At 43.4% G+C, this 26,394-nt stretch carries 23 protein-coding genes; 9 read left to right on the top strand and 14 right to left on the bottom strand.

Features of this window, described 5'->3' with window-relative positions:
- Positions 1-447 precede the first annotated feature (447 nt).
- A complete protein-coding gene (locus FW759_RS10520) occupies positions 448-1,401 on the top strand; it encodes an alpha/beta fold hydrolase (protein WP_446442962.1) in 954 nt (317 codons plus the stop codon).
- Between the two features lies 1 nt (position 1,402).
- Here the strand turns inward: FW759_RS10520 and FW759_RS10515 are convergent, their stop codons facing one another.
- Positions 1,403-2,449 carry an NAD(P)H-dependent flavin oxidoreductase gene (locus FW759_RS10515; RefSeq protein ID WP_446442961.1) on the bottom strand — a complete coding sequence of 349 codons (1,047 nt, stop codon included), beginning with the start codon at positions 2,447-2,449 and terminating at the stop codon, positions 1,403-1,405.
- 242 nt (positions 2,450-2,691) lie between these two features.
- Here FW759_RS10515 and FW759_RS10510 point away from each other — a divergent pair, with 242 nt between their 5' ends.
- Positions 2,692-3,588 carry a hypothetical protein gene (locus tag FW759_RS10510; protein ID WP_446442960.1) on the top strand — a complete coding sequence of 299 codons (897 nt, stop codon included), beginning with the start codon at positions 2,692-2,694 and terminating at the stop codon, positions 3,586-3,588.
- Positions 3,589-3,771: 183 nt separating this feature from the next.
- On the opposite strand, the gene FW759_RS10505 is transcribed toward FW759_RS10510, so the two are convergent.
- From FW759_RS10505 to FW759_RS10495, 3 genes are all read right to left on the bottom strand, one after another.
- Positions 3,772-4,314 (bottom strand): acyl-CoA thioesterase, encoded by a 543-nt coding sequence (locus FW759_RS10505; RefSeq protein ID WP_446442959.1) that lies wholly within the window; start codon positions 4,312-4,314, stop codon positions 3,772-3,774.
- 74 nt (positions 4,315-4,388) lie between these two features.
- The gene (locus FW759_RS10500) at positions 4,389-5,474 is read right to left on the bottom strand and encodes a YheT family hydrolase (protein WP_446442958.1); all 1,086 of its coding nucleotides are present in this window, start codon (positions 5,472-5,474) and stop codon (positions 4,389-4,391) included.
- A gap of 224 nt (positions 5,475-5,698) precedes the next feature.
- The gene (locus FW759_RS10495) at positions 5,699-6,295 is read right to left on the bottom strand and encodes a YigZ family protein (protein WP_446442957.1); all 597 of its coding nucleotides are present in this window, start codon (positions 6,293-6,295) and stop codon (positions 5,699-5,701) included.
- Positions 6,296-6,491: 196 nt separating this feature from the next.
- Between FW759_RS10495 and FW759_RS10490 the strand changes: the two genes are divergently transcribed.
- Both FW759_RS10490 and FW759_RS10485 read left to right on the top strand, forming a co-directional pair.
- A complete protein-coding gene (locus tag FW759_RS10490; protein WP_446442956.1) occupies positions 6,492-7,196 on the top strand; it encodes a pseudouridine synthase in 705 nt (234 codons plus the stop codon).
- 481 nt (positions 7,197-7,677) lie between these two features.
- Positions 7,678-8,742: a disulfide isomerase DsbC N-terminal domain-containing protein gene (locus FW759_RS10485; protein WP_446442955.1), complete on the top strand. Its 1,065-nt coding sequence runs from the start codon at positions 7,678-7,680 to the stop codon at positions 8,740-8,742.
- 139 nt (positions 8,743-8,881) lie between these two features.
- On the opposite strand, the gene FW759_RS10480 is transcribed toward FW759_RS10485, so the two are convergent.
- Positions 8,882-9,532, bottom strand: a complete 651-nt coding sequence (locus FW759_RS10480; RefSeq protein ID WP_446442954.1) for a DUF2939 domain-containing protein — start codon at positions 9,530-9,532, stop codon at positions 8,882-8,884.
- A gap of 425 nt (positions 9,533-9,957) precedes the next feature.
- Here FW759_RS10480 and dnaJ point away from each other — a divergent pair, with 425 nt between their 5' ends.
- The 3 genes from dnaJ to FW759_RS10465 all read left to right on the top strand — a co-directional run bounded on the left by dnaJ (position 9,958) and on the right by FW759_RS10465 (position 13,066).
- Entirely contained in the window at positions 9,958-11,091 is a 1,134-nt protein-coding gene (dnaJ, locus tag FW759_RS10475; RefSeq protein WP_062843485.1) for a molecular chaperone DnaJ, read from the top strand.
- 185 nt (positions 11,092-11,276) lie between these two features.
- Positions 11,277-12,107 (top strand): 4-hydroxy-tetrahydrodipicolinate reductase, encoded by an 831-nt coding sequence (gene dapB, locus FW759_RS10470; protein ID WP_446442953.1) that lies wholly within the window; start codon positions 11,277-11,279, stop codon positions 12,105-12,107.
- Between the two features lie 44 nt (positions 12,108-12,151).
- Positions 12,152-13,066, top strand: coding sequence for a hypothetical protein (locus tag FW759_RS10465; protein WP_446442952.1), 915 nt, complete (start codon positions 12,152-12,154; stop codon positions 13,064-13,066).
- An 87-nt stretch (positions 13,067-13,153) separates the two neighbouring features.
- On the opposite strand, the gene FW759_RS10460 is transcribed toward FW759_RS10465, so the two are convergent.
- From FW759_RS10460 to erpA, 8 genes are all read right to left on the bottom strand, one after another.
- A complete protein-coding gene (locus FW759_RS10460; RefSeq protein WP_062845776.1) occupies positions 13,154-14,329 on the bottom strand; it encodes a type III PLP-dependent enzyme in 1,176 nt (391 codons plus the stop codon).
- 151 nt (positions 14,330-14,480) lie between these two features.
- Positions 14,481-15,035: a peptide deformylase gene (gene def / locus FW759_RS10455; RefSeq protein WP_446442951.1), complete on the bottom strand. Its 555-nt coding sequence runs from the start codon at positions 15,033-15,035 to the stop codon at positions 14,481-14,483.
- Between the two features lie 234 nt (positions 15,036-15,269).
- A complete protein-coding gene (locus FW759_RS10450) occupies positions 15,270-15,524 on the bottom strand; it encodes a GlsB/YeaQ/YmgE family stress response membrane protein (RefSeq protein ID WP_446442950.1) in 255 nt (84 codons plus the stop codon).
- A gap of 351 nt (positions 15,525-15,875) precedes the next feature.
- Entirely contained in the window at positions 15,876-17,354 is a 1,479-nt protein-coding gene (gene mpl / locus FW759_RS10445) for a UDP-N-acetylmuramate:L-alanyl-gamma-D-glutamyl-meso-diaminopimelate ligase (protein ID WP_446442949.1), read from the bottom strand.
- Between the two features lie 397 nt (positions 17,355-17,751).
- Positions 17,752-18,393, bottom strand: a complete 642-nt coding sequence (locus tag FW759_RS10440; RefSeq protein WP_446442948.1) for a copper resistance protein NlpE N-terminal domain-containing protein — start codon at positions 18,391-18,393, stop codon at positions 17,752-17,754.
- 480 nt (positions 18,394-18,873) lie between these two features.
- Positions 18,874-19,401, bottom strand: coding sequence for a disulfide bond formation protein B (locus FW759_RS10435; RefSeq protein ID WP_062843492.1), 528 nt, complete (start codon positions 19,399-19,401; stop codon positions 18,874-18,876).
- A gap of 56 nt (positions 19,402-19,457) precedes the next feature.
- Positions 19,458-21,032, bottom strand: coding sequence for a glutamate--cysteine ligase (gene gshA / locus FW759_RS10430; protein ID WP_443570691.1), 1,575 nt, complete (start codon positions 21,030-21,032; stop codon positions 19,458-19,460).
- 329 nt (positions 21,033-21,361) lie between these two features.
- Positions 21,362-21,742, bottom strand: coding sequence for an iron-sulfur cluster insertion protein ErpA (gene erpA / locus FW759_RS10425; protein WP_062843495.1), 381 nt, complete (start codon positions 21,740-21,742; stop codon positions 21,362-21,364).
- A 460-nt stretch (positions 21,743-22,202) separates the two neighbouring features.
- Here erpA and FW759_RS10420 point away from each other — a divergent pair, with 460 nt between their 5' ends.
- Positions 22,203-24,263 carry an ATP-binding cassette domain-containing protein gene (locus FW759_RS10420; RefSeq protein WP_443508151.1) on the top strand — a complete coding sequence of 687 codons (2,061 nt, stop codon included), beginning with the start codon at positions 22,203-22,205 and terminating at the stop codon, positions 24,261-24,263.
- 107 nt (positions 24,264-24,370) lie between these two features.
- Here the strand turns inward: FW759_RS10420 and FW759_RS10415 are convergent, their stop codons facing one another.
- The gene (locus FW759_RS10415; RefSeq protein ID WP_062843497.1) at positions 24,371-24,733 is read right to left on the bottom strand and encodes a septal ring lytic transglycosylase RlpA family protein; all 363 of its coding nucleotides are present in this window, start codon (positions 24,731-24,733) and stop codon (positions 24,371-24,373) included.
- Positions 24,734-25,352: 619 nt separating this feature from the next.
- Here FW759_RS10415 and FW759_RS10410 point away from each other — a divergent pair.
- Entirely contained in the window at positions 25,353-26,366 is a 1,014-nt protein-coding gene (locus tag FW759_RS10410) for a DnaJ C-terminal domain-containing protein (RefSeq protein ID WP_062843498.1), read from the top strand.
- Positions 26,367-26,394 lie beyond the last annotated feature (28 nt).

Below are 26,394 nucleotides of genomic sequence, written 5' to 3'. Positions count from 1 at the left end.
TCCTAAGAAAGGTGTTAGATAACAGACTTAGGATTGATGGAATAAAAACGCTCATTATAAATGACAATGCCTATGCCATCTTGATTAGAACGGTAAACAAATCAAGTGCTGACATAAGCCCTAGTACTAACTTTGTTACTTTCCTTTTGATGTTGTGTCTTATATACGGTTAGGAGGCCAGTCCGGTTTCTACTGATGATAAAATCCTGATGGTTATAAAAATCCTAAAAAGTATGACGCTGATTTGACTACAAAGTAATAGATTTATAAATACGAAGAAGCATTTATCGTTAGAATCATAGCGTAAATACTTTTTATACTATAGTTGATGCAATTTAAGAGTGGTACAAGGCAACCGAGCGCAGAGGTATAGGTCATGCTTCAAGCGAGGTTAACGCTGTAACGCTTTTATAGTGGATTGACTATATTTCTAACAAGGATGTTTCGATGACACTAAAACGTTTAAGCCTTGTCGCACTATTTAGTCTGTCAGTCGTCGGCTGTACCACCGCGCCTAATACGCTTGCCGTCAATGCGACCCAAAAATTGATACAGTTTGAGCGCAATAAAGCCAACCTTGAAAAAAAGGTATTGACGCTGGCCTCTGGCGATACTTTGACCTATCTAGAAGGTGGCAATATTAACGGCGAGCCTTTATTGCTCGTTCATGGATTTGGGGCAAACAAAGACAATTTTACCCGTATCGCCAAGGAGCTGAGCGATTATCATCTGATCCTGCCAGACTTACTGGGCTTTGGTGAATCCAGTAAACCGCCGCAAGCTGACTATCGCGCCGATGCTCAGGCGCAGCGTTTACATGAGCTGCTGCAAGCCAAGGGCATGGCATCCAATATCCATATCGGTGGTAACTCAATGGGCGGTGCGATCAGTGTTGCTTATGCGGCCATGTATCCGGATAGCGTCAAAAGCTTGTGGCTACTCGACAGCGCAGGTTTTTGGTCAGCAGGATTCGCTCAAGATCGATTTGGCGATGGCGGTATAACAAGCAGCCCGCTATTGATCGAAACCAAAGAGGATTATTTTGCCTTATATGATTTGGTCATGTACAAGCCGCCTTACATTCCCAAAACCGTGCAAGCGGTCTTTGCTCAGACCAATATTGCCAACCGCGAACTACACGGCAACATCCTTGAACAAATCACAGCAGACAATGTGGAAGCACGTGCCAAAGTGATTGCGCAGTACGACATACCCACGCTCATCGTTTGGGGTGCTGAGGACAAAATCATCAAGCCTGAAACCGCCGTCATAATGAAACAAATCATGCCGCAAGCACAGGTGATGATGATGCCTGAGGTTGGGCATGTACCGATGGTCGAAGCGGTAAAAAAGACGGCCCATGATTATAAAGACTTTCGTGCAACGCTTATGGACAAGTAACTCACAAGTTCTTTGTTAATCGCGTCAGCAAGGCGTCTGTACTTTCGTTTCTGACCAACGTGACGCCTTGTCCTGCCCATAACGACAAATGCTCGGCGTCCAAATGCTTGGTCGCATCCGCCCGCATAAATTTAGTCATGGCATTGAGTTGCGGGTAGGGCGGTAAGTTATGCTTGCTTTCAAATTGAGCAAAGTCCCGCAGATAATCGTTTAATAAACCACGCGCAAGCTTGCCTGAAAACAGTCGCGTTAAGCGTGTCTCGCTACTGCGTACTCCTTGACTGGCATCAAGTAGCGCTTGCTTATACGTATCATTGATACCGCACTGATCTGTGGTCAAAAACGCCGTGCCCATTTGTGCAAGCTCAGCTCCTGCTACCTGCACTGCCTTTATATCTTGCGCCGTCATAATGCCACCTGCGGCAATCAATGGAATGTCGGTGAGGGCGCGTGTTTGGCTAATCAGTGTCAATAATCCCAATGGATCGGTTTCGCTTTGAGCCAACCAACCACCGTGATGCCCGCCTGCCTCGTTTCCTTGTACACAGACCGCATCTGCACCAATATCGCTCCATGCTTTAGCTTCAAGTGGATGATTGGCCGTACCGATAACACGCGTGCCCACACTTTGTAGACGCTGAACTTGCTCGGCACTGATAATATCAAAGGTAAAGCTGGCGACAGGTACAGGGTTGTCATAGAGCGCTTGCAACTGTTCAGCAAAGCTGTGTGCAGGACGCTCGGGTAACGTAAATTCGATATTATGCTCTTGATAGTAATTACTCAGCCAAGTAGGCATATCGGTATCGAAGATGCTCGACTCGTACTCAGATAACACCATTAGATTGACCATAAAGGGTCGTTCGGTCAGGGTTTTAATCGTATTGATTTGACTATCCAAAACGTCTGGTGCAGTCATGCCAGCCCCCAATGAACCTAGACCTCCAAAGTTACTGACGCAGGCGATCAACTCAGACGTGGTCGCACCGCCTGCCATTGGCGCTTGGATGATTGGGTAGGTTAGGTTAAGCGTATTGAGTAAGCTCATGACTGGCTCCGTATTATTAGGATATTTGCATGACTTACTGTAGCAGAGGAAGGCGGTGCGCGTGTTGGATAGTGTTTATTTAGTTGCTGAATAGGGTAGTGAGTTTTGACTACGAAGTTGTAGTTAAGGTGGTTGACTATGGATTTGTAGTTAAGTAATAGCATTATATAAACTAAAAAAGCTATAATACATTTTAATCAAACCAATGTTGGTACAAACTTATTAATATTCTCATTACTAATATGTTCAAAAACATAGCTAGAAAAATACGAAAGAAAAAAAATAAGTATTCGATAGTTGAGAATTATAATATTCACTATCAATCTCTCAAGATAGCTAACCGTCCTATTGAAAAAGATAAATATAGAAAAATAGTTATTAGTAATAATCAGATAAAGAATCTTTCAAATGAATTCTACTCTGAACTGTATTCTCTTAAAAATCTAACTATTCATTATTTGTTATTGATAGTAATAGTTGTTCCTCTTATATCGATGATAGCAGTATATCTTTCCTTAAATCCTGTCTCAAAATATTCTAGTCACGTTTTCCCATTTATATTAGCTATAACAAGTTCATTTATTTTTAATATATGTCGTGAAAAAAATAAAAATCTAATAATAGAAAAACAGTCAGGAATCTATAATAGAAGCTTTACTACAATTGATGAAGTAAGATTTTTTTGGCTTAAAGAAAAAATTGGTTGGGAAAGCGACTTTTATGAGTTTGCAAAAAAACTATCTGAATGGAGGCAGTTGAAAGAGAAATATAATAAAAGAAGTAGAATTGATTGGCTCAACTATATCTATGATCCTCAGTCAAAACCTAGAATTTTAGCTTTATTTATTGCTCTTGTATCCCTATGTACAATTATCATAATAAATACATTTGAAATCGATCCTTTTACAGTATTAGTTGCCTTTTTTGGTTTCAAACATATTCTAACAGAACTGACATTTCTTGTTATTTTCTTAATATTTTTTATATGCTTCTTGTCATGGCAGTTGATATTTTTAGGGCATATTTTTAGTAGAGGTATATTGTATCTTACAGATTCTCTAAACAAAAATAATTTAAGTGAAATAAAATTCAGTGTATTAATAAATTTTTTATTAGATCATTCAGATTTTTACGAGTAGTATCTAATACTAAGTACTTAAATCTAATAAGAAACTCTACCATAAATTTTGAACAGCTATTATACATACCGATTTTTTAGAATTCTAATAGATTATTTAGTTTATATAATAAAAGAGTTAATACGAAAAATTATTATAAAGAAGCTAAAAAAACCAACCTATTCATCTAACCCTAAAACTATTCTAATCGACAGGAGGCCACGGACGATCGGCATCACTCTCAATCCATTCAGCCACGTAGCCTGTTGGCGGTAGATCCCAATCAGACTGACCCAAAGCCGCCAGCACTTTTGATGTATCAATGACTCTACCGCCTTTGGTCACGCCCGTACGCAGCAACCCAGACGAGCAAGGCTTACCCTTAACCCACATCGACTGCTCGATATAGAGCCAGCGTGCATCGATACCGACGATTTTGGTTTTTAGCGTGACTTTTTCAAACGCACGAATACGCTTGCGATATTGAATGGTGCTGCCAGCGATGACCAAACCCCAGCGCTGTTTTAGTAGCTGCTTACCAAGTCCGCTACGCACTGCAAAGTCCATACGCCCCAAATCATAGAGGGTGAACACGCGACCATTATTCATCTCCAAGAAATTATCGATGTCGGTCAGACGACAGCGAAACTGAATCTCGCTGGTTTCTTTGAGCGTTAACGTATTGCCCTTTTTTGCTTGTAGAGCCGCGTGGGCGATGGTGCTGGCATAACGGATAAATGGGTACATAAAGCAGCCTTAAAGGGTTAAAGGATAGAGTGGATAGTCTTCACATCAGAGTGTATGGTCAGGGCTACTTATACCTATTTTTTACATGATTCGACGCCAATCCAATTAAAGTACGCACTCACGGTTTCGGGTATCCAATTGATATCAAACTTTGATTTTTTGCCTTTTTTATTATAAACAGTCGATGCTTGATCATAATTTTTATCTTCGGCTTGTTCGTTGTGAGAGCGATAACGCAAATACCCAATATGTCCACCATGAGCCGTATCGAGAATAGTGACACTGTCAGAGACATCATTTGGCGTAGCGGTAAAACCGATAAACGGATCGTCCTTGGCGCTAATGAGTAATAAAGGCTTGGTCACTTTTATCAAATAGGGAAGGGCTGATGAGGCTTGATAGTAGTGATTGTTAGATCGGTAGCCGTGACGCGGCGCGGTAAAGATATCATCAAAGTCGCTGATACGGTTGACCGATTTGATCGAGTCAATCTCTTCTTGAGTGATGTCATTGGCTAAAGCTTTTTTGATGATTGGGTTGAGCAAATAGGGCGTATAAATGCGATGACTCAGAAAGCTGTGCATACTAAGCGCCGCTGAGGACATATCGACTGGCGCAGAGATCACCACCGCACCACGACACAGCGCCTTATCCGCGTATTCGCCCATGTATTTGGCCAGCGCATTGCCCCCTAGCGAGACGCCAACGGCATAGATATTGGCATACTGCTGACGTAAGTTTTGTAGCGCATGATGTACCTCGTCCGTGTCACCCGCGTTGTAAAAGACCGTACCACTAGCAGGAATACCGCCACAGCTACGAAAGTGTGCCACGACAAAATGCCAGCCCTGAGCGTGCATTTGATACGCCAATGCCCGTGCATAATGACTGTCGCTGCTGCCTTCCATCCCATGAAACAAAACGATCAATGGCGTTTGTTCAAGTTCACCATCTGTCGCTGCCTCTACAGGATGCGCATCATAAAAATCGTAGGCAATATCGCTTTCATCCAAAGAATCCTTTTCGACCACACGGCGATAAGTTGGTGTTTTGGGCGCAAAAAACTTGGGCAAAATGCTTTGCAAATGTGGATTGGTGAGCCAAAACGGCGGTTTAAAAGGTGCTGGCGAAAAAGGCGTGGTTGGTGTTGACTGTGACATAGAGAGTTTCTTATTTTATTGGGTTAAAAAGTAATGCGTTATCATAGCGCCCGCCAGTATCAAAACCAACGCTTTTCAGTGAACGATTGGTTACTAAAGACTGGTTACTCAAAAGCAGTTAATCAAGACTGGTCATTTATTACTTAACATCAGTCATTCAAGGTTAATCAGTTAAAGCCAATTATTCAAACCATAGCCAATCAACAGCTCACTGGTTAAAAAGTTTACGACGGATCTAACACTCGCCCATCCATGGCAAGGCGCTCTTTTAGCGAGTCTATATTCGCCTCAGCCAGCGTCGCGGTCAATAGCACTTGCTTGCTATACGTCACCTCATCAATACGACCATTCAAGCTATCCACCACATAACGGCACTGCGCTTCGGTCGCAAACTCTGCCAGTATCTGTACTTGAATCATTGGCACATGCGCAAGCAGGGTCATCATATCCACAGCTGCTTGTGCTGATCCGGCATACGCGCGCGTCAAACCACCGGCACCCAGTTTAATCCCGCCAAAATAGCGCACCACAATGATAATCACGTTGCCAATCGACTTATGCTGCAAGACATTCAATATCGGTTTGCCTGCGGTGCCGTTTGGCTCGCCATCATCATCGAAACCTGCGCTGGTGGTATTATTGGGGTCACCAATGATATAAGCCCAGCAGTGATGGCGCGCATCGGCGTATTGTACGCGCAGTTGTTCCACGTGAAACATAGCGTCTTCTCGTGAAGTGACTGGATAGGCGTAAGCAATAAACTCAGATTTTTTGATTTCTAAGCGTGTGGTGACAGCATGTTTTAGCGTTTGATAGCTCATATTTCATCAGGTCTAGGTTGGATATGGTAAACTGGTCTAACTTTCACTGCCCGCCGTATTTGGCGCAGTGTTCATTTTATTTTTTATTATAGTACCACTTCTGACCCGTTAAGATAGCGAACAAGAGTGATGTGAAGGCTTGTGAGGTTGGCTTTTAGGCAGAATGGGTATCCCAAAACGGATGGTAGTTAAGCGTATGCGTCTAGATAAATTTATTAGTAAAGCCACTGAGCTGTCGCGCAAAGAATCAAAAAAGATTATGCACGCAGGCGAAATCACTGTGAACGATCAAATCGTCAAAGATCCAGGATTGCATGTCGATATCGCTAATGATGATGTGATGTGGGCAGGCGAGCCGTTATCGGTGGCGACTGGCAACCGTTATATCTTATTGCATAAGCCTGAAGGGTTTGAATGTACCCTAAAAGCCAAAGAATACCCAATCGTCACCGAACTGATTGCTGTACCAGAGCTGGGCAGCTTACGTATCGCTGGTCGACTCGATGTCGATACCACGGGTGCGCTGCTTATCAGTGATGATGGTGGTTGGCTACACCGTGTAACCAGTCCGAAGCATGAGCATGCCAAAGTCTACGAGCTAACTTTAGCAGATGCGATGGACAGTGATGCCCAAGAAAAAGCGGTCAAAAAGGTTGCCGAAGGGATTTTGTTAGAAGGCGATCATGAACCCACTAAGCCTGCGATTCTTGAATTCATTGATGAGACACATGCGCGCCTGACGCTAGAGCAAGGCAAATATCATCAAGTCAAACGTATGATGGGTTACTTTGGCAACAAGGTCGTCGAGCTGCATCGCGCCAGCATTGGCCATATCAACTTAGACGGTCTAGACAAAGGTGACAGTCGTCTCTTAACCGCAGAAGAAGTGGCCAAATTCTAAATTCGTCTTATTCTAAGTGTGTCCTATCTTTGAGTTTGTAGTGTCAAAAGTGGCTTTTAAACCTTAGTGGCTTTAGACATTGCCTCAAAATAATTAGCAGCATACGTATCGTCAGTTCAATATAAAAGAAATACGTTCAAAATAACATTCTGTTAGGATAAATTTTGCGAAGCATACAGCAAGCGAAATTTATCCTAGAAGCAGGGTACTCTTTTTAAATGAAATTGACTGTATCGTGTGCTGCTTTTTTTGTTAACTATGTCTCTATCCTGACTATATTGCCTGCCTCTTAAAGCTGGGTAGCAATTTTGCAATAATGCGTTTTTAAGCCTTTGCAAAAATCCTCCTCGTGCTACAGTCTATTTTTCTTTTCAATATATGTTTTTGCATAATATAAGGCTTATCTGCTTTTTATTTTCTAAGCAGTTGGGTCATTATCAGTAAAGCATACTCATTGTTAAAAACAGATAGGACGGTCTTCGTGAAACTCTCTTTCGTAACATTTGCCAGTTTGATTGGCGTCATGTCTTTGGCAACCACTGCTTGCGCTCAGCCTAGCGCCAAAGATGTCATGAATAAAAACACCAGCCAAAATGTCGCAAGTAGCCAAGCAGCTGGCACGATGAATCAATCCATCGACAGCCATTTGCGCCAAGTGCTCACGCAAGCAGGCATCAAGGCGCAGATCACCTCTATTGCGCCCTCAAACTTGCCCAATATGTATCAGGTGACTCTTGCAGGACAAGCGCCACTACATATCACCAAAGACGGCAAATACGTCATTCAAGGCGAGCTACAAAAGAACCCAAGCAAGCGGGTAGTGACCAAAACGTTGCCGCGCAGTCATAGTGAGCAAATAGGGCAGCCAGTCAGTGCAACCGTCAAATCAGCGATGCTTGCCAATACGCGTGCGCTCAAAAACATGAGCACCAAAACGCCGTTTTTTTACACCGCTGTACCGGGCGTGATTTGGGGTGCAACTTTAGAAGGCGTGCCTTTTTTACTCTCAGATGATGCGCAATATATCACCGATGGCGAGATATCTGTCATCGAGAATGGTCAGTTCGTGGGTCTGGACACAGCATTTGAACAACGCAAAAATCAGTCGGTACTGGCGACATTGGATGACAAACAGCTGATTCGCTACCCAGCTACCAGTACCGAGAAAGCCGTGATATATGTGGCTGACGACGTCAACTGCCCGTATTGCCGCCGATTGCATCAGCAAATACCCATGCTTAATGCAAAAGGGGTCACGGTAAATATTATCGGCTATCCGATCTATGAGCAGTCGCCTGCGCAAATGCGCGGCATCTGGTGCCAAACTGATGCAAACAGTCGTCGGCAAGCATTTGATAAAGCCATGTTGCAAGGTGAGATGACGCCCGCCTCTGCCAGTTGTGAGGTCGATCACGTGACGCCAAATCGTGACAAAGCGGCAGGCTTAGCTGTAATGGCGACACCTGCTATTTATCGTGAAGATGGCGTGCTATATCAAGCAAGTTTTGAGAGTCCTGAGTTTTTAGAGTTTTTAGGCATAGAATAACCATATTAGTGCCACTTAAGTTTTTCACCACTAATTACTTCAATTGACGCAAAAAAAACCGCTTTATGAATTAAGTCATAAAGCGGTTTTATCGTTTAACTTATCAATATGTTGAATATTAAAAGCGGTCTCAACTTGTCTATGGCAAGACAATATCGACGATCTTCCATTCAATAAGCCCTTGGCGCTGCATTTCTATAGTAAGCGGATAACCTTTAACTTGACCACTGATATTGAAACAATTGATACCGCAATAGCTCAGGGATGGTTTATCGCTGTCTGTGCCTTGGGCAGCCTGCTGCTCAAGCTCTGCTGCTTGTTTTTTCATGATTTGCTGCATCTGGCTTTGCACCACGGCATTCACATCACCGCGCTGGAGGATCAAATTTTGAATCAGGTTCTTTAAATCCACTTGGTTGCTCGCGATGGCCCAAGCAGCAGCCAGCTCTTTAGTGGCGGTATTGGCTTGACCTTGAGTATCAATGATCTTTTCAACGTTTTGTGGCGTAATGGCACCATCCACGGCTTCAGTAATGAAACGATTTGCCGCTTGCGTTAAGGGTTCACCGCCCAGCTCTGCGACCAAAGGATATTTGCCCATGGTCGTAGTAAATTGCGTGGTCAGCTGATTTTGAATACTAGGCTTTACTTGGTCGTAATCGATGGCGGCGGCAATGGTAGCGCCATCTTTATCTTCATAAGCATTTTTGAGCTGATAAGCACTGTAATAAGGCGAGCCTGCATATACAGCTATCGCAATCACGATTAATAACACAATCAGCTTCTTCATAAAAATGGATACCTTATCGCAAAATTAACAGAGTCAAATATAAACAAGAGATTCAATCAAACCGTTTGAATAGTGCTAAATACTAGCATGGCCTATACAAATTAAGGTATGAAAACCTTTATCCGTTCCTTAATAGAACCTTTTTAACTGGTACAAATGATTTTAGCGCGCACTTTCCCTATCTAAGCGCTTGATAAATGGCCATACCATCTCCATAAATAGCGCAAACTTTTAATAACTGATTTGGCTAAGCAGCATCCTGCCGTATTTGCTTGTAAGATTCATATTCTTCTTATTTTTGACTTTTTTATCCCCTATGTTTCATGTGAAACCTTTGTAGACGATGAAGGGTCATAGATAAAGTAGTGAAGCGTAAAATCTATGAATCGACTGGCCGGTGGACTGTAAAGACGATAGGAGAGCCCATGAGTAAGCGCGATTTTTATGAAGTATTAGGTGTCAGTAAGACGGCTGACAGTAAAGAGATTAAGCGAGCCTACCGCAAGCTGGCGATGAAATACCATCCAGACCGCAACTCTGATGATCCTGATTCTGAAGATAAATTTAAAGAAGCGTCTATGGCTTATGAAGTACTGAGCGATGAAGAAAAGCGTTCAGCGTATGACCGTATGGGTCACTCTGCATTCGAAAATGGCATGGGCGGTGGCGGCTTTGGCGGTGCAGGCGGCGGCAACTTCCAAGATATCTTTGGCGATATCTTCGGTAACTTTGGCGATATTTTCGGTCAGTCGCGCGGTGGCGGTGGACGTTCGCGCCGTGGCTCAGACTTGCGTTATGTGATCGAGTTGACATTAGAAGAAGCGGTACGCGGCTGCAAAAAAGAAATCAGCTTTACCGCCCCTGCACCATGTGATACCTGTGACGGCAAAGGCGCAAAAGATGCCTCTGATGTCGTGACCTGTCAGATGTGTCATGGCCAAGGTCAAGTACGTATGCAGCAAGGTTTCTTTGCGGTTCAGCAAGCTTGCCCGCAATGTGGCGGCACTGGTAAGCAAATCAAAAACCCTTGCCCTGACTGTCATGGTAATGGCGTCAAAGATAAGTCGCGTACCCTCGAAGTCTCTATCCCAGCAGGTGTCGATGATGGCGATCGCGTTCGCCTAGCAGGTGAAGGGGAAGCGGGCGGCGCAGGCGTGCAAAATGGTGACTTGTATGTCGAAGTACGCGTCAAAGCGCACAACGTCTTTACGCGTCAAGGGGCGGACCTTTATATGGATGTGCCCGTGAGCATCACTGATGCCGCACTAGGTAAAGAAGTTGAGATCCCAACTTTAGATGGCAAAGTAAAAATCAAAGTTGCAGAAGGCACGCAAAGTGGCAAGTTGCTACGAGTACGCGGTAAAGGCGTGACGCCAGTGCGTACCACCATGAAAGGCGATTTGATCTGCCGCGTCGTTATTGAGACTCCAGTCAACCTAACCCGTGAACAAAAAGACCTGCTACGTCAGTTCCAAGATACTTTGGATGGCGATAGTAAGCATCAGCAATCGCCTCATAAAAAATCATTCTTCAAAAAAATCGGCGACTTGTTTGACTGATTATTTAATTAAGACAGGCTGTCTTTAGGTAGCTATACTGAAAGTAAGCCCAAAGGTTTCACATGAAACCTTTGGGCTTTTTCTTGTACCGATAAAAAACCACTCAGGTAGCGATATTTGTTAAACTGACGATAAATGATATCCAAAAATAACCCCGCCAAATATAAAGTATTTAAGGTAGAGATATGAGTCAACAAACAAAAGAACAAGCCATCAAGGTTGGTGTCATCGGTGCAGGCGGACGTATGGGTCGCATGCTCATTGAAGCGGTCAATGACAATCCACAAACCACCCTCAATGCGGCGATTGAGCGTCAAGGCTCAAGCCTTGTTGGGGCAGATGCAGGTGAAGTCGCCGCTATTGGACACTTGAATGTGCAGATTGTCGATGACTTGCAAGCCGTGGTTGACGATATCGATGTGCTGATTGATTTTAGCCTGCCTGATGCCACTGAAAAAAATATGCAAGTTTGTGCTGAGCACAACGTGGCTATGGTTATTGGTACGACAGGATTTAACGAGCAGCAAGAGCAAGTATTGGAAAAGGCCAGTGAAAAGATCGCTATCGTCTACGCAGGCAACTATTCCACAGGCGTCAATCTGTCCTTAAAACTATTAGAAATGGCTGCCAAAGCGTTTGGAACAGAGGCCGATGTAGAAGTGATCGAAGCCCATCACAAGCACAAAATCGATGCGCCATCTGGCACAGCTTATATGATGGCAGAAGCCGTCGCAGATGCTCGTGGACAGAACCTCAAAGACGTTGCTGTCTATGGACGTGAAGGCCAAACGGGCGAGCGCGAAGCCGGTACGATTGGTATTCATGCCATTCGCGGTGGCGAAATCATCGGTGACCATACGGTGATGTTCATCGCTGATGGCGAAGTGGTTGAAATTACGCATAGAGCACGGGCGCGCATGACGTTTGCGGCTGGTGCAGTACGCGCGGCGACTTGGGTAATTCAGCAAAAAGTTGGGCAATACAACATGCAAGATGTGCTGGGGTTAAACGAGTAGTTACTACTTAATCATCAGGGTTTAATCATCGCTAGGAGTGAAACATGGATAAGTCGAGAGTCAATTTATTGGCGAGGCTTAGCTATACGTTTGTTGCTATGAAAAATGCTGGTTATGTTTGCCAAACTGCGTTTGTTCTTAGTGTAGCGGTGATGCCTATCGTAGGGCATACGGCGACCAATCAAAGCCGCTATCAAACCTACGTTATCCCAACTTATGGCGGTGATGCTTTACTGCCAGCAGTGCGTCAGCAGTTAAGCAATAGTCGTGACGGTGGTACGGTGGCCACTTACCAAGGCAAGCTGGTACTACAAACGACGCCCGCCAATTATCAAGCGGTACAGCAGTTATTGGCACAAATCGACAGTCAGCCGCAAGCCTTGACGGTTTCTGTACGTGTCGGCAATGACAGCCGTACTCAATACGATAATCAGCAAGGTCAGGTCGTGATTACGAGCCGAGGTATCCAAGGCACAGGAATTATCAATCAGCGTAATAACCAGCGGCAAGGCAGTAGTTTGTATCAAGTTCAAACCTTATCTGGCAGTGCGGCAAGTATTGGGACAAGCACGTTGTGGTCATTGGCTCAAAGCTACTATCCAACGGCGCCAGTGTATTCTCGTTCGCTAGGGCAAATCGTTATTCAGCAGCAAGTCTTGCTACCAACGATCCAAGGCATTAGCGTGACACCGCGGCTACTACCGAGTGGTCAAGTCGAAATAAAGCTATCACAAGTTGAAGAGCGACTGGCGCGATCTAACTCATCTTACAATCGATACGGCATGAGCAGTAACAGCATTCAGGGTCAAAGCCTCAACAGCACTATCATCGTGCCACGTGGACAATGGGTAACGATAGGTCAAATCGTTCAAAATAGTCAAAATCAACAAGTAGGGGGTAGAGGCTACGGAGCGACCAATAGTTATAATAGCGTACCGATTTCGCTATTGGTGCAGTAGTTGAGAATGGCAATAACAACCCACAAAAAAGCGCGGCACTGTGATTTACAGTGCCGCGCTTTTTACTCAATGATTTCTTAGCGATTACTAGTCAACATAGACCACTTCTAATGGCGGAAACCCATTAAACTCAACCGATGAGTACGAATTGGTATACGCACCTGTGGTCAACCAAAAGATTTTATCACCAATTTCAAGCTCTTCTGGTAATTGGTAGCCTGCCTCTTCATACATAATATCGGTCGAATCACAAGTCGGGCCTGCCAATACGACCGTACCTTCACTGGTCGAGGTTTCCATCTTTGGCGTATAGACAGGATATTTGATAGATTCACCAAGCGTCTCAATCAAACCTTGGAACAAGCCCACATCCGTATATACCCAACGCGTCAAATCTGTGTTTGATTTACGAGAAATCAATACCACATCACTGACTAGTACGCCTGAACCACCAACCAATGAACGTCCTGGCTCAAGAATGATTTCAGGCATATCTTCCGCATCATAGTCATCGGTCAAATAACGATTGATTTCTTCAGCATAAACTTTAATAGGATTTACTTCACTGATGTAATTCGCTGGAAAACCGCCACCCAAGTTAATCATTTGCAACTTGATGCCTTCTTCATTTTTCATCCAGTCAAACATGTATTTGACCTTGGCAAGCGCATCATCCCACGCAGCGACATCTTTTTGCTGACTGCCTACATGGAACGAGATACCATAAGGCACCAAACCCAATTCGCGAGCTTGAATCAAAAGCTCAATCGCCATATCAGGATGGCAGCCAAATTTACGAGACAATGGCCATTCAGCAGTTTCTGACCCTTGCACCAAGATACGCACAAATATTTTTGAACCAGGCGCGTACTTAGCGATGTTTTTTAAATCCGCTTCTGAGTCGGTCGCATACAAGTCGATGCCTTTTTCAAACGCATATTTGACATGTTCTGCTTTTTTAATGGTATTACCATAAGAGATACGTGACGCGTCCACGCCGCAATCAAGTACTCGATCTAACTCATAGATAGACGCACAATCAAAATTTGAACCAAGCTTGGCGAGTAAGTCAATGACTTCGACAGCAGGGCTTGCTTTCATTGCATAATGGATTTTGGCATTCGGGAAAAATCCCACCATTTCATGAAATTTCGTTTTGATGCGGCTTAAATCCACTACCAAAAGAGGCGTCTCGCGACCTTCAGCTGCTTTGGTGAATTTCTGCCAGCCGGCAGGGTCAAAATATTGGTCAATTTTGATCATGGTCATGGTAGGAAACCTTTAATGAAAAAACATACGTTAAAAAATGAAGGCCTAGGCCACATCGCTAGTGTAACGTCACATTATTATCATAATGTGTCATAAAGCGACGAGAATGGTACTCATGCAACATTTGGCCTAAAAAATAAATACATCAAGAGTTGGTCGGTTGTGGCTGCTTATCAACGGATTGCTCGCCTTGTTTTTCGCGAATTTTGATGACTTTACGTACCTTATCACGAGCACGCGTTTGTTTTAAACGCGATAAATAATCAACGAAGATGACACCGTTTAGATGATCCATTTCATGTTGGATACAGACGGCGAGTAACCCATCAACTTCTTCATCGATTTTTTCACCATTTTCGTTCAAAGCTTCGATACGCACTTTATTAGGACGTTCAACCTTGTCATAGACGTCAGGTACAGACAAACAACCTTCTTCGTAAGCTTGTTTGTCTTCTACCAATGGGGTCACCTTTGGATTGATGAAAACCCGAGGGCTGTTTTTATCTTCAGACAAATCCATGACGATCAGTTGAATATGTTGATCCACTTGACTGGCAGCCAGACCAATGCCTTGTGCATCATACATGGTCTCAATCATATCAGCGATTAAGGTTTTGATTTCAGCAGTCACTTCCTTGACAGGCTTTGCAATGGTGCGCAAGCGCGGGTCTGGGTAATTTAAAATAGGGAGTAATGCCATAACGCTCACCTCAATGATAAGGATAAAATAGGGTTGGTATTATAAGATAAATGGGGACAAAAGTAATGCTTATCAATACTTTGCTTATTAATACTTGCGCGCGTATATCCTCTTTTAGATTTTTATAGACGCCATATTATGACTTTCGCGAATTCAACAAAAAGCCCTGCAATTTGCAAGGCTTTTTTATCGTGAGTTTAGGATTCTTATTCACATCTTATTTATCATATAAATTTATATGCGGCGTTTACTGACAATCATTTCATACAAGAATAGGAGAATAATAGCACCGATTACAGAGAAAATTAGACCAGTAAAGCCACCATCTGCGTCAATACCGATAAGTCCTGCAAGGAAACCACCCAACATGGCACCTACGATACCCAGTACAATCGTCATAATCCAGCCCATAGGGTCACTGCCTGGTTTGATAGCACGTGCCAACAGACCTGCAACCAAACCTACGATAATCATCCAAATAAAGCTCATGTTATTCTCCTAATTTATTGTCATTTATAATAGTTTGCGAGTTTTGATAAGCTCATTGTAATGACTGCAGAAAAATAAAGGTAAGCGCGAAATGTTACCAGTGTATGAGCTATGTGAGAAAAACAAGGGATTTGCTAAGATGGAGGGAGGATAAGTAAATGAAAGGTTACAAAGGTAATTAAGACGCGAATAGCGTTCGTACCGAATCCTTAAAATCACTAGTAACCATTCGCTAAATTTTGACAATAAAAAAGCGTCGCTTGTCTACTACGACGCGACGCTTCATTTATGCATCGGAGAAACAGATACATGAAGGGAATAAGAAATCCCTTAGTTACACTGAATTTTTTACTAGCGCTGACGCAATGATGTCAGTAGACGCTGATGTATCCCTTCAAAGCCGCCGTTCGACATAATCACAATCGCGTCACCTGCCTGTGCATGGACGACAATGTGCTCAATAATGGCATCGATACTAGCAAGGACTTGTTGATCGCCGATGTTATTGTGCGCAGCATTGGCTTTTTCAATCACTTCTTTTAATCCCCATTCCAAACCTGTCGGCTCGTACCATAGGGTATGGTCAGCGAGGGCAGCAGATTCAGCCAAGCTGTCTTGATGGATACCCATCTTCATGGTGTTGCTACGCGGTTCGATAATGGCCCAAATTTGTCGACCTGCCAGTTTCTTTTTGGCGCCGTCTAGTGTGGTCGCAATGGCCGTTGGATGGTGAGCAAAATCATCAAACACCAAAATATCATGCGCATCACCGATAAGCTCCATACGGCGTTTGATACCAGCAAAGGCAGATAATGCAGCACAAGCGGTAGCAACGCTGACGCCAACGTTATAGGCGGCGGCTACCGCAACCAAGGCATTATTCACGTTATGAATACCGCTCATTGACCAATCGACAATGGCTGTTTCATTATTGTCCGTAAAAATAACTTTAAATTGACCGCCGTCTTTACTGATTAGCTCAGCTTGCCAGTCGCTACTATTTTTTAGATCAATATCTTTTGCTTGTTCATCCGTAGCATTGAGCACTGAGGTACGCCAAATTGGCGTCCATACGCCTTTTGTTAAGGTGTCTTCTAAGCTGATGGTCGCAGCTGGCATGATGATTTTGCCTGTGCTTGGAATCATGCGTACCATGTGATGGAACTGCGTTTGAATGGCATTGAGATCCGCAAAGATATCAGCATGATCAAATTCAAGGTTATTTAAAATGGCCGTACGCGGTCGGTAATGAACGAATTTTGAGCGCTTATCAAAAAAGGCTGAGTCGTACTCATCTGCTTCAATAACAAAATACCCAGTCTGTGACGTGCCATTGCTGTCTTTTTCTGCACCCAGATAACTGCTGTGTGCGAAGACCTGCTGTAGATGGACATCAGGCGTATTGACCAAGGGAACTCCCCCAATCAAAAACCCCGTATCAATACCAGCATAATGCAGTATCCAAGCCAACATCGTAGTGGTTGTGGTTTTGCCATGAGTACCAGCAACGGCGATCACATGACGCGATTGTAGGACTTGCTCAGATAAAAACTGTGGTCCTGATGTATAGCGAAGCCCTGTGTCCAGCATATACTCGATGACATCCATACCACGCTTCATGGCATTGCCGACGACGACCAAATCTGGCGCAGGTTGCAAATGCTCAATCAGATAGCCTGACTCAATCGTGACGCCTGCATTCTCAAGTTGGGTCGACATGGGCGGGTAAACATTGGCATCTGATCCTGTGACTGTATGCCCAAGTGCACGCGCGAGCAGCGCCAGCGAACCCATAAAAGTACCACAAATACCAAGAATATGAATATGCATAGACGTTCCGTACAAGCTTAATTAAGAGAATAAAAGAATAGAGTGATCCGTAATTTCAACAGGGACTTATTATCGGATATACTCGGCCTAACGATTATAAGTAGTGATGATATCTTGTTATAAAAGAGCAAGTCACGATCAAGATATCAGCGCGCTAAATAGCCATTCATTGTAAAGTAAACACCATGAGATGACCAATAAAAAACGCCTAACAAGTAGGCGTTGTTTGGTCCACACATTCGACTCATTTCATCATATTACGTATGGCATTTAAAAACTGAAAAGGTTATTTTTGTGTCTCTAACGGCATCTATATAAAGATATGCTTATCTAAAAAATGGTTCTCTAAAATTATATCCTGTAAATAAGTATCTTTTTAAAACGTTATATGATGTGATTATTGACGCGACAAAATATAGTCATTATTCGGGGTTTTGTCCGCATGCATCAAGATAAGATGATTGTCTTGGATATCATAACTTTCGATTTTCTTATCTTCATAAACAATCGTAATGGTATTGTTGTCTTGGCGATACACACCCGATTCAAGTAATGGTGCACGCGGGCTGTCAGGATTGTTATAGATACTGGTCTTTGATACTGAGCCGTCAGCGAACAGATTTAAGGTAACATCGATACTACTACAAACATCACAGGGCACCATGCCACCGTAATCTCCCATTAGTGTGGCCTGCAATGTGTTATTACGATTACTTGATTCTACTCCCATAAGAGACTGGCTGGTATTGGCATCGTTACTTGATTGCGCAGCTGCGATTAAGGACTGTCCTTGCTCTGCTTGGTCCATCGACTCATTTGACAGCTGAAGGCTATCATCTTGCAAATTTTGGGTCAGATTTTCCGAGTCATGTGCTACGTTGTCAGAAGGGGAAAGCGTATTTGCTAAATTTTTGTCATCATTAGAAGAGGCGCTATCGCAACCAATCAACGCGACACAAAGTGGCAGCACAAGTAGAGAGCGGCCAAAGCATTTGGCTACAGTAAGCATGGTCGCGCAGGTAGGCGCAGAATATATCATGGTCACCCCAAAGAACGGTTTATCAAACAGTATTTCTTGTCACACAAGGTTTTTTATCAAGCAATGCTTCTATAGATCACCAGCATTACTAACAACGCGATATGATTATAAAAAATATAAGTATGTTAAAAATAACGAATAAAAAGTGTCAGCAAATTATTTGATGTTTTAAAGCTACAATCAAGGATTTATCACTAACAATCTACGAAAAAACGATAAATATCTAATGATATCAGGCAATTAAAAATGCAATAGAATGAATCAAGATATCAAAGGTTAAGTATATCTCTGTGGACTTTTTGTTATAAACAAAAATTAAGGAGATAAAAGTAGCCGTTTAAGGAGTCACCAAGGTAACTTATAAAGGTTGTCAAAGAGACTTAACAGTCGCCTCATCCAAACAGGGACAAATAATCATATACTTATGCCTGTTTAGATGAAGGATTATATCGGAAAAATAAGTTGAATTCTAACCCTCTTTTAGGCAAGACGGTTGTGGCTAGCAGGTCGTACGATACGCCATAGTATCAGCACATGTACGATCAATAGCACAGCAAATAAAATCAAAGATTGCTCAGGAATACTCAATCCCATAAATGTCCAGTCAACCGTGGCACATTCACCAGAGCCTGCAAATACTTCTTTGAACACCTGTAAAATAGGTAAGGTATCCATCCAATAGTCCAAACCAGGTCCGCATGAAGGTACTTGGTCGGCAGGTAAATGCTGGAGCCAAACATGACGAGCTGCAACTAGCGTTGCCCAGCCAATACCTGCTAAGCTACCAATCCATAGTATCAATCTTACCACCATCGATTTTGGGTTGAATAGTGCCGATATTAAAGCGAATCCACCCATTATAATCAGACCAATACGTTGGAAAATACAAAGCGGGCAAGGTGTGAGACCTAAATGACGCTGTAAAAAGAACAGCGCAAAACTCATACCTATCACGGCCATTATCACGAGAAATACTTGTAAATTGCGGTAAGTGGTCAGCTGTAGCATCAGGTGGTTACTCTTGTAAAGTTAGTCATCTATAAAGGGTAAATAGCCATTAAGACTTAGCGATATTGCTGCAAAAATTCCATAAAGTCTTGTGTTTCGGCGGCTTCAATCTCAGCTTGCTGTAGTATGGATTTTTCTGCCAGTACTTCATACTTTGCCTGAGTATTTGGGCTAAGTGTTTGCTGCAATAAAGACTCACGATGCTGCTCAGCCAATGTAAAACCAAGCTGCCATAAGCTACCTAAGCGCTTACTATCAGAGTTGACTTGTGCTGAGATGGTTGACTCAGGATGTCCTGCTTTGCCTTGCATTAAAGCCACAGCAGCACGGTAATCATTGCCACCATAATGAGCATCTAACAAAGCTGCCAGTGGTTGCATACGCTCTAGATGGGTCAACATCCAGCTCTCAAGCAACTGCTCTTCACCATTGTCTAAGATATGCAGACCTTCGCGGCGACCTTCATTGACCACGCGCTCAAGGTTGATAGCCAACGTCTCTTCTTCTTCTGGTAGCAGATCCGGTGAGTCACTGAGTAGGCAATACAGTGCCATGACTTCTAGAAAGCAAGCGCTTGAAAGACGAATACCAACATCGCTATACGGATCGAGGTCGATGGCACGAAACTCAACATAGGCAATACCGCGACGCTCAAGCGCCTCGGTTGGCGTCTCGCCAGTCAAGGTGACTTGTTTTGGACGAATAGGGCTATAGTATTCATTTTCTATCTGTAGAATATGATTATTGATCTGAATGGGGTTGCCATCCGCATCTTCTAGACCCAGCTTCTCAAAGCTTTCATGCGGTGTTTGAATGGCACGGCGCAGTCCTTCGACATATTCTGGCAAATAATTATAGCGAATATCAAGATGCTCTTGCACGCTGTTGGTATAGCCAAGCTTGCCCATGCGCAGGCTAGTTGCCGTAGGCTTGTAGTAAGTTGACTCATTGAGCAGCTCTAAGTCATGCTCGCGGCCCGCTATAAAACAAGGACAGACGCTTGGGCTGGCACCCAATAAGTAAAGAACAAGGCTGGTCAGACGCTTAAAGTTACGGATAAGACCTAGGTATTTCTCATTTTTAAATTCTGTCAGCGTTTGGCTTTGCGTAGCAGGGGTTTGGGCTTGCCAAGCTTCAAACAACTCGTCACCAAAAGACAAGTTGTAATGCAAACCTGCAATCGTCTGCATGCGGCGACCATAACGAATACCAAGACCACTACGATACAAGGTTTTAAGCTTGCCTGTGTTAGAGCTGCCATAATCCGCCAAAGGAATGTCTTCATCGTCAGATGACAGCATACATGGCATTGAGAGTGGCCACATGAGCTCGCCTTCAGGTATGCCCTGATAGACCAATACATGCAGCTGACGGAGCATGTTTAGTGTCTCTTTTGGAGAGGTTTTGGGATCAGTGATGAGCTCAAGTAGGCTTTCTGAATAATCTGTGGTGATAAAAGGATGGGTAAGTTTTGACCCAAGTTTGGTAGGATGCGGCGTTTGAGACAAAAAACCATCAGGCTTAACGCGCAGGCCTTCTTTTTCGATACCACGCAGCATACCTGTTAAATGTTTGCTGTCAAACCAGTTGGGAATGTCAAAGCTGACAAAGCTACTCGCTGAATTACTCATAATAGTCATCTATTGTTATTTATTATGGCGAATCAAAACACGACTGACGTTTGACCATAAAAGAAGTAAATATTGGATTTAGAATTCCGTCAGTTTAGCTCAAAGCTGCTTTGAAAACCACGAGCGATTACAAATACAATAAGCTTTGCAAAGGCACACCCGCCTATCTTTTGGCAGCTGTTTGGCTTCCATAACATTTCTGCTAGACGATATAAAAATCGATAAAAAAAGCATCTACCAAATAGATAGATGCTATGAATGTACTGCACTAGGCGATGTACCATAGCGTCAGCTCACCATATAAGGCATCCTGATAATATACCGATACCTTAAATCGAGAATGACGAGCCACAGCCACAAGTGGTGGTGGCATTGGGGTTGGTCACTATAAAGCGCGCCCCTTCTAATCCTTCCGTATAATCTACGGTAGAACCTTGTAAGTACTGATAACTGAGCGAGTCTACGACCAGCGTCACATCACCATTATCAAAATTGGCATCGTCTTCGTTTAAGTCATTGGCGAAATTAAAGCCATAAGAAAAACCTGAACACCCACCGCCTGTCACGTAAACACGTAGCATAAGGTCACTGTCACCTTCTTCTTCACGTAGGCGACGTACTTTTTGCGCGGCACTATCGGTGAGTCTTAATACCGTTGGGTCTACAGGCTGGCTTGCGCTTGGATTAAATTGGTTGGCTGATTCGTTCATATCTACCTCAGTTGCTAGGATCAAATGCTTTCGTCATCCTGTTTGGGTTTGCTATATATAGGTTGCAAATAAAGATACGTACGGCGTTTGATTCGATTGGGTGCTGTCATTAGGGCGGTGCTATGGGTGCATTTTTTCTATTCTATCGAATGCCATCGCCACCATTTTGTGGCGTGCTGACACTCATCTGGTAGCAGTATATCATAATGGGGATAAGGATTCGTTTGTCAAGCGTGTGACTGCCAACCAAATTTAATGCTCTGGTACAAATCACTTATCGCGCCATTATTTGCAATAAATCACATCAATTATTCATCAAATAAATACTTAGTTTTGAAATAGTTATTTAATCATTTGCCTATGCGCCAAGCGTTTGAAATAATAGCCGCCATTAACATGCCAGATGTGTGTTTTTCTGCTTGCCCCATATTTTATATTACTGTTGAGATGAAGAAATTATATGATCGAATTTAAAGACGTTGGTGTTCGCCGTGATGGTCGAGAATTGTTTGCAGGTGCAAGCTTCCAGCTACATCCGGGCCACAAAGTTGGCTTAACGGGCAATAACGGCACAGGCAAATCTACGTTGTTTGCTTTATTGTTGACGCAGATGGGTAAGGGCGATACCGAAGTCACACTGGATAGGGGGGAGGTCAGCATTCCTGATAGCTGGCATGTGGCACACATGGCGCAAGAAGTGGGTGCCAGCGCTCAGACCGCGATTGATTATGTACTCAGTGGTGATGAGCAGTGGTATGAGATTAATGCCGCTTTGAATGATTTGAGTAGCGTGAGCGATGAGCAGATTGGTGTATTGCATCAGCAATTTGATGAGATTGATGGCTATCGCACACCAACTAAGGCGGCGCAAATCATGGCAGGTCTTGGTTTTAATACCAGCCAGCATGAGCTACCCGTAGAAGGGTTTTCGGGAGGCTGGCGCATGCGCTTAAACCTTGCCAAAACCCTGATGAGCCGTGCTGATTTGATGTTGCTCGATGAGCCAACCAACCATTTGGATTTGGATGCGATCTTGTGGCTTGAAACGTGGATTAACGCGTACACAGGGCTGGTCATTGTCATCTCGCATGATCAAGCATTCTTGGATGCGACCGTTGGTCATATCTTGCATGTCGAACAACAAAAAATCACCCTTTATACGGGTAATTATCAGCAGTTTATTCGTACGCGTCATGAGCGTATGGCGCAGCAGCAGCAAGCGTTTGAAAAGCAGCAAGCGACCAAAGCACATTTGGATGATTTTATTCGTCGCTTCCGTGCTAAGGCCAGTAAAGCCAAACAAGCCCAAAGTCGTATTAAACAGCTTGAGCGTATGGCAGAGTTGTCACCCATGATGGCAGACAATCCTTTTTCTTTCCGATTTTATGAGCCTGCCAACATGAGCTCGCCACTGATTGAGCTGACACAGGCAGACATCGGTTATAGCGACACGCCGCTATTGCACAACGCCAATGTGCAAGTCACGCCCGACACGCGTCTTGGTTTGCTTGGGATGAATGGCGCGGGTAAATCCACCTTAATCAAAGCCTTGGTGGGTGAGCTTGGGGTGTTATCAGGCACATACCGTGCATCTGACACTCTCAAACTTGGTTACTTTAACCAGCATCAAATGGACGTGCTTGATGCTGCCGCAACGCCGCTACAAATGATGCGCCGCTTGGCAGGCAAGACCTCGGATGCCGAACTGCGTTCTTTCTTAGGCAGTTTTGATTTTCGCGGTGATCGCATTGATACCCCAAGTGAGTTATTTTCTGGTGGCGAACGCGCGCGCCTGACTTTGGCTTTGATTGTCTGGCAACGTCCAAATGTCCTTGTTCTCGATGAGCCAACCAACCATTTAGATTTACAAATGCGTCAAGCCTTGACCATTGCATTGCAAGGCTTCCAAGGAGCAGTGGTACTGGTGTCGCATGACCGTGAGCTGATCGCCAATGTCTGTGACGAGTTGTTTTTAGTCCATGATGGTCAAATTGATGAGTTTGAGGGTGACATCAGTGACTATGGTAAATGGCTTGCTGAAAAGCGTAAGCAAGAAAACGCGCAAGACAAAACTGCCAGCAAGAAAAAGAACAAAAAAGACAGTAAAAAGTTTGTTTCACGTGAAACAACAAATGCAAAATCTGTTCATCAAGCGGCGTCTGGTTCAGAGACCAAATCAGGTTCAGCTTCGAGTAGCACAGCAGCGCACAAGAAAGTTTCTACTCAACCGACGCTAAGCAAAGAAGAACAGCGTAAATTGGCCGCAGAACAACGCAAACTGACTGCACCTGTACGCCGTGATATTGAGAATACAGAAAAAACATTGGCTAAAATCAATGAAAAACTGAATGCGCTTGAAGACAAGCTGGCTGACACCAGTCTCTATGAAGACAGTCGCAAATCTGATTTGATGGTGTTATTGAATGAGCAGACAGCATTACAACAGCAGCACAGTGACAATGAAGAGCAGCTATTGCAGTCAATGACGACGTTAGAAGAGATGGAAGCAAATTTTGAGTAAATAGTTAAATGTAGAGGTTTTTAACTATTTATTAGACAGTATTCTGTCTGAAAAACAGTCGTAAAAAAGGGAAGGCATAGGCCTTCCCTTTTTTATTACATCATTCTTTATTCTTTACGGTATTTACCATCTCCATACGAGAGGATTTTCATCGTAGTGGTACATAGCTGACAATCTATTTGACTGGCAGCAGCTTTTGATAAATCAAGAATACGGCCTCTAATATAGGGGCCTCGATCTGTGATTTTGACCACAACACTTTCTTTCGTCTTTTGGTTGGTTACTTGTACTTTTGTACCAAACGGCAGGGTTTTGTGCGCCGCCGTGAGAGAGTTCATATTGAAGATACTACCACTTGCGGTACGTTTACCATGAAACTTACTACCGTAATAACTCGTGTTACCAGCAAACACCGTGGTACTCAGCAATATTGACAACGTCACAACCAGAGACTTAATTAAATAAGACATTTAATACCTTTTTTCTATGAACGAAATAGACAGAAATATCTGCCTATGTTATCCATACCCCCTATGAGTATAAATAATGGGGGTATTCTACAAGCAAGAACTTGTTATATTCTTACCGTGATGTAGGAGAACTTTCAAAGGCAAATGTCTGTTTTTTAAGAGAAAAAAGTGTTTTTAAGCATAAATGGGTACGTTATAAATCTGCATAATAGTCTGTGAAGCATTGATTCTTATAAGCGAGACTATAAAAACTCTCACCAAAACCAGTTAGAAAAAATATTTTTTATTCTCATGACAGCGTGTGTACCCAAAAAGCTACGAGTAACATTTGAAGTTGGCAGTAACATTTGTAGGAGAATATATTTGTGACGTAGTTATAGTTAACCATTTATGGATCTTATATTTTCTTATCTATATCGCTGCTTTACTGAGAAAGAACGACAGCTTGGTATCACTACTGGTAATATTTATATAACGGTATTTGTTTGTTTTATTGATATCATCGTTTATAGAAGATAGTCATCATCTGTTATGTCGCAGTCAAACAAACTTCCACATTATAACGTTTTAAATTGGCATATCAGTATCATTTACCTGCTTTTATTTTGAGGAAAACAACATGGCAGAGAAAAATTACTATGACATTTTAGGGGTCAAAAAAGACGCTTCAGACGCTGATATCAAAAAAAAATACCGTAAGCTTGTGCGTCAATACCATCCAGATGTTAGCGATGATCCAGATGCTGATAATAAGATTGCAGAGATTAATAACGCCTATGAAACCATTAGAGATAAAGACAAGCGCGCTGAATATGATGCCATGCTAGACAATCCTTTTGCTGGTCAAGGGAGGGGCTTTAATGGTCAATCCGCTGGTGGGCAAGGTGGGTTTCGCTGGGAAGATATTAAGGGACAGTTCGGTGACGGCGAAGCGTATGGCGATGGTGGCTTCCGTTTCGACGATATATTTTCAGCGTTTGGCCGCGGCGCACGTGGCTCAACCAATGATCAAGCAAGCGGGCAGTCTCAACGCGGAGGTTTTGATCAATTCGGTGGCGGATTTGGTCCGCAAGACAGCAAAGGTCAAGATCAGCATGCCGAGATTATGGTTGACCTAGCCTCTGTTTATAATGGGGACGACTATAGTATTAAGTTAAATGTACCCGTTCGCCAGCCTAATGGTAGCGTCGATTATGACAACAAAACGCTCAAAATTAAAATTCCTAAAGGCATCACTGATGGTAAACAAATCCGCTTAGCAGGACAAGGTGCTGCTGGTAGTGGTGGTGGTAAAAACGGTGACTTATTCTTAAAAGTAAAAATTCGCCATGCAGACAATATTCGTATCGAAGGTGCGGATGTCTATCAAACCGTGAACATCGCACCATGGGAAGCAGCATTGGGTGAAAAAATAAACGTCACAACACCAGCAGGTACGCTGGCAGTCAGTATTCCCAAAAATAGCAAGTCGGGTAGCAATTTACGTCTAAAAGGCAAAGGCATTCCGGCCAAGCAAGCAGGTGATTTGTACTTGACCTTAAATATCGTCAATCCTGATATCACGACTGACGCAGCCACCCAAGCTTATGAGCAGTTAAAACAAGCCTTTGCCGATACCAATATTGACCGTTAATGACAGTGATTCATCATCGCTAAAAACC

It is taken from the genome of Psychrobacter sp. 1176_08, assembly GCF_052850615.1.
Note: the sequence above shows the minus strand (reverse complement) of the source record. Positions and strands in the feature narration are given on the sequence as shown.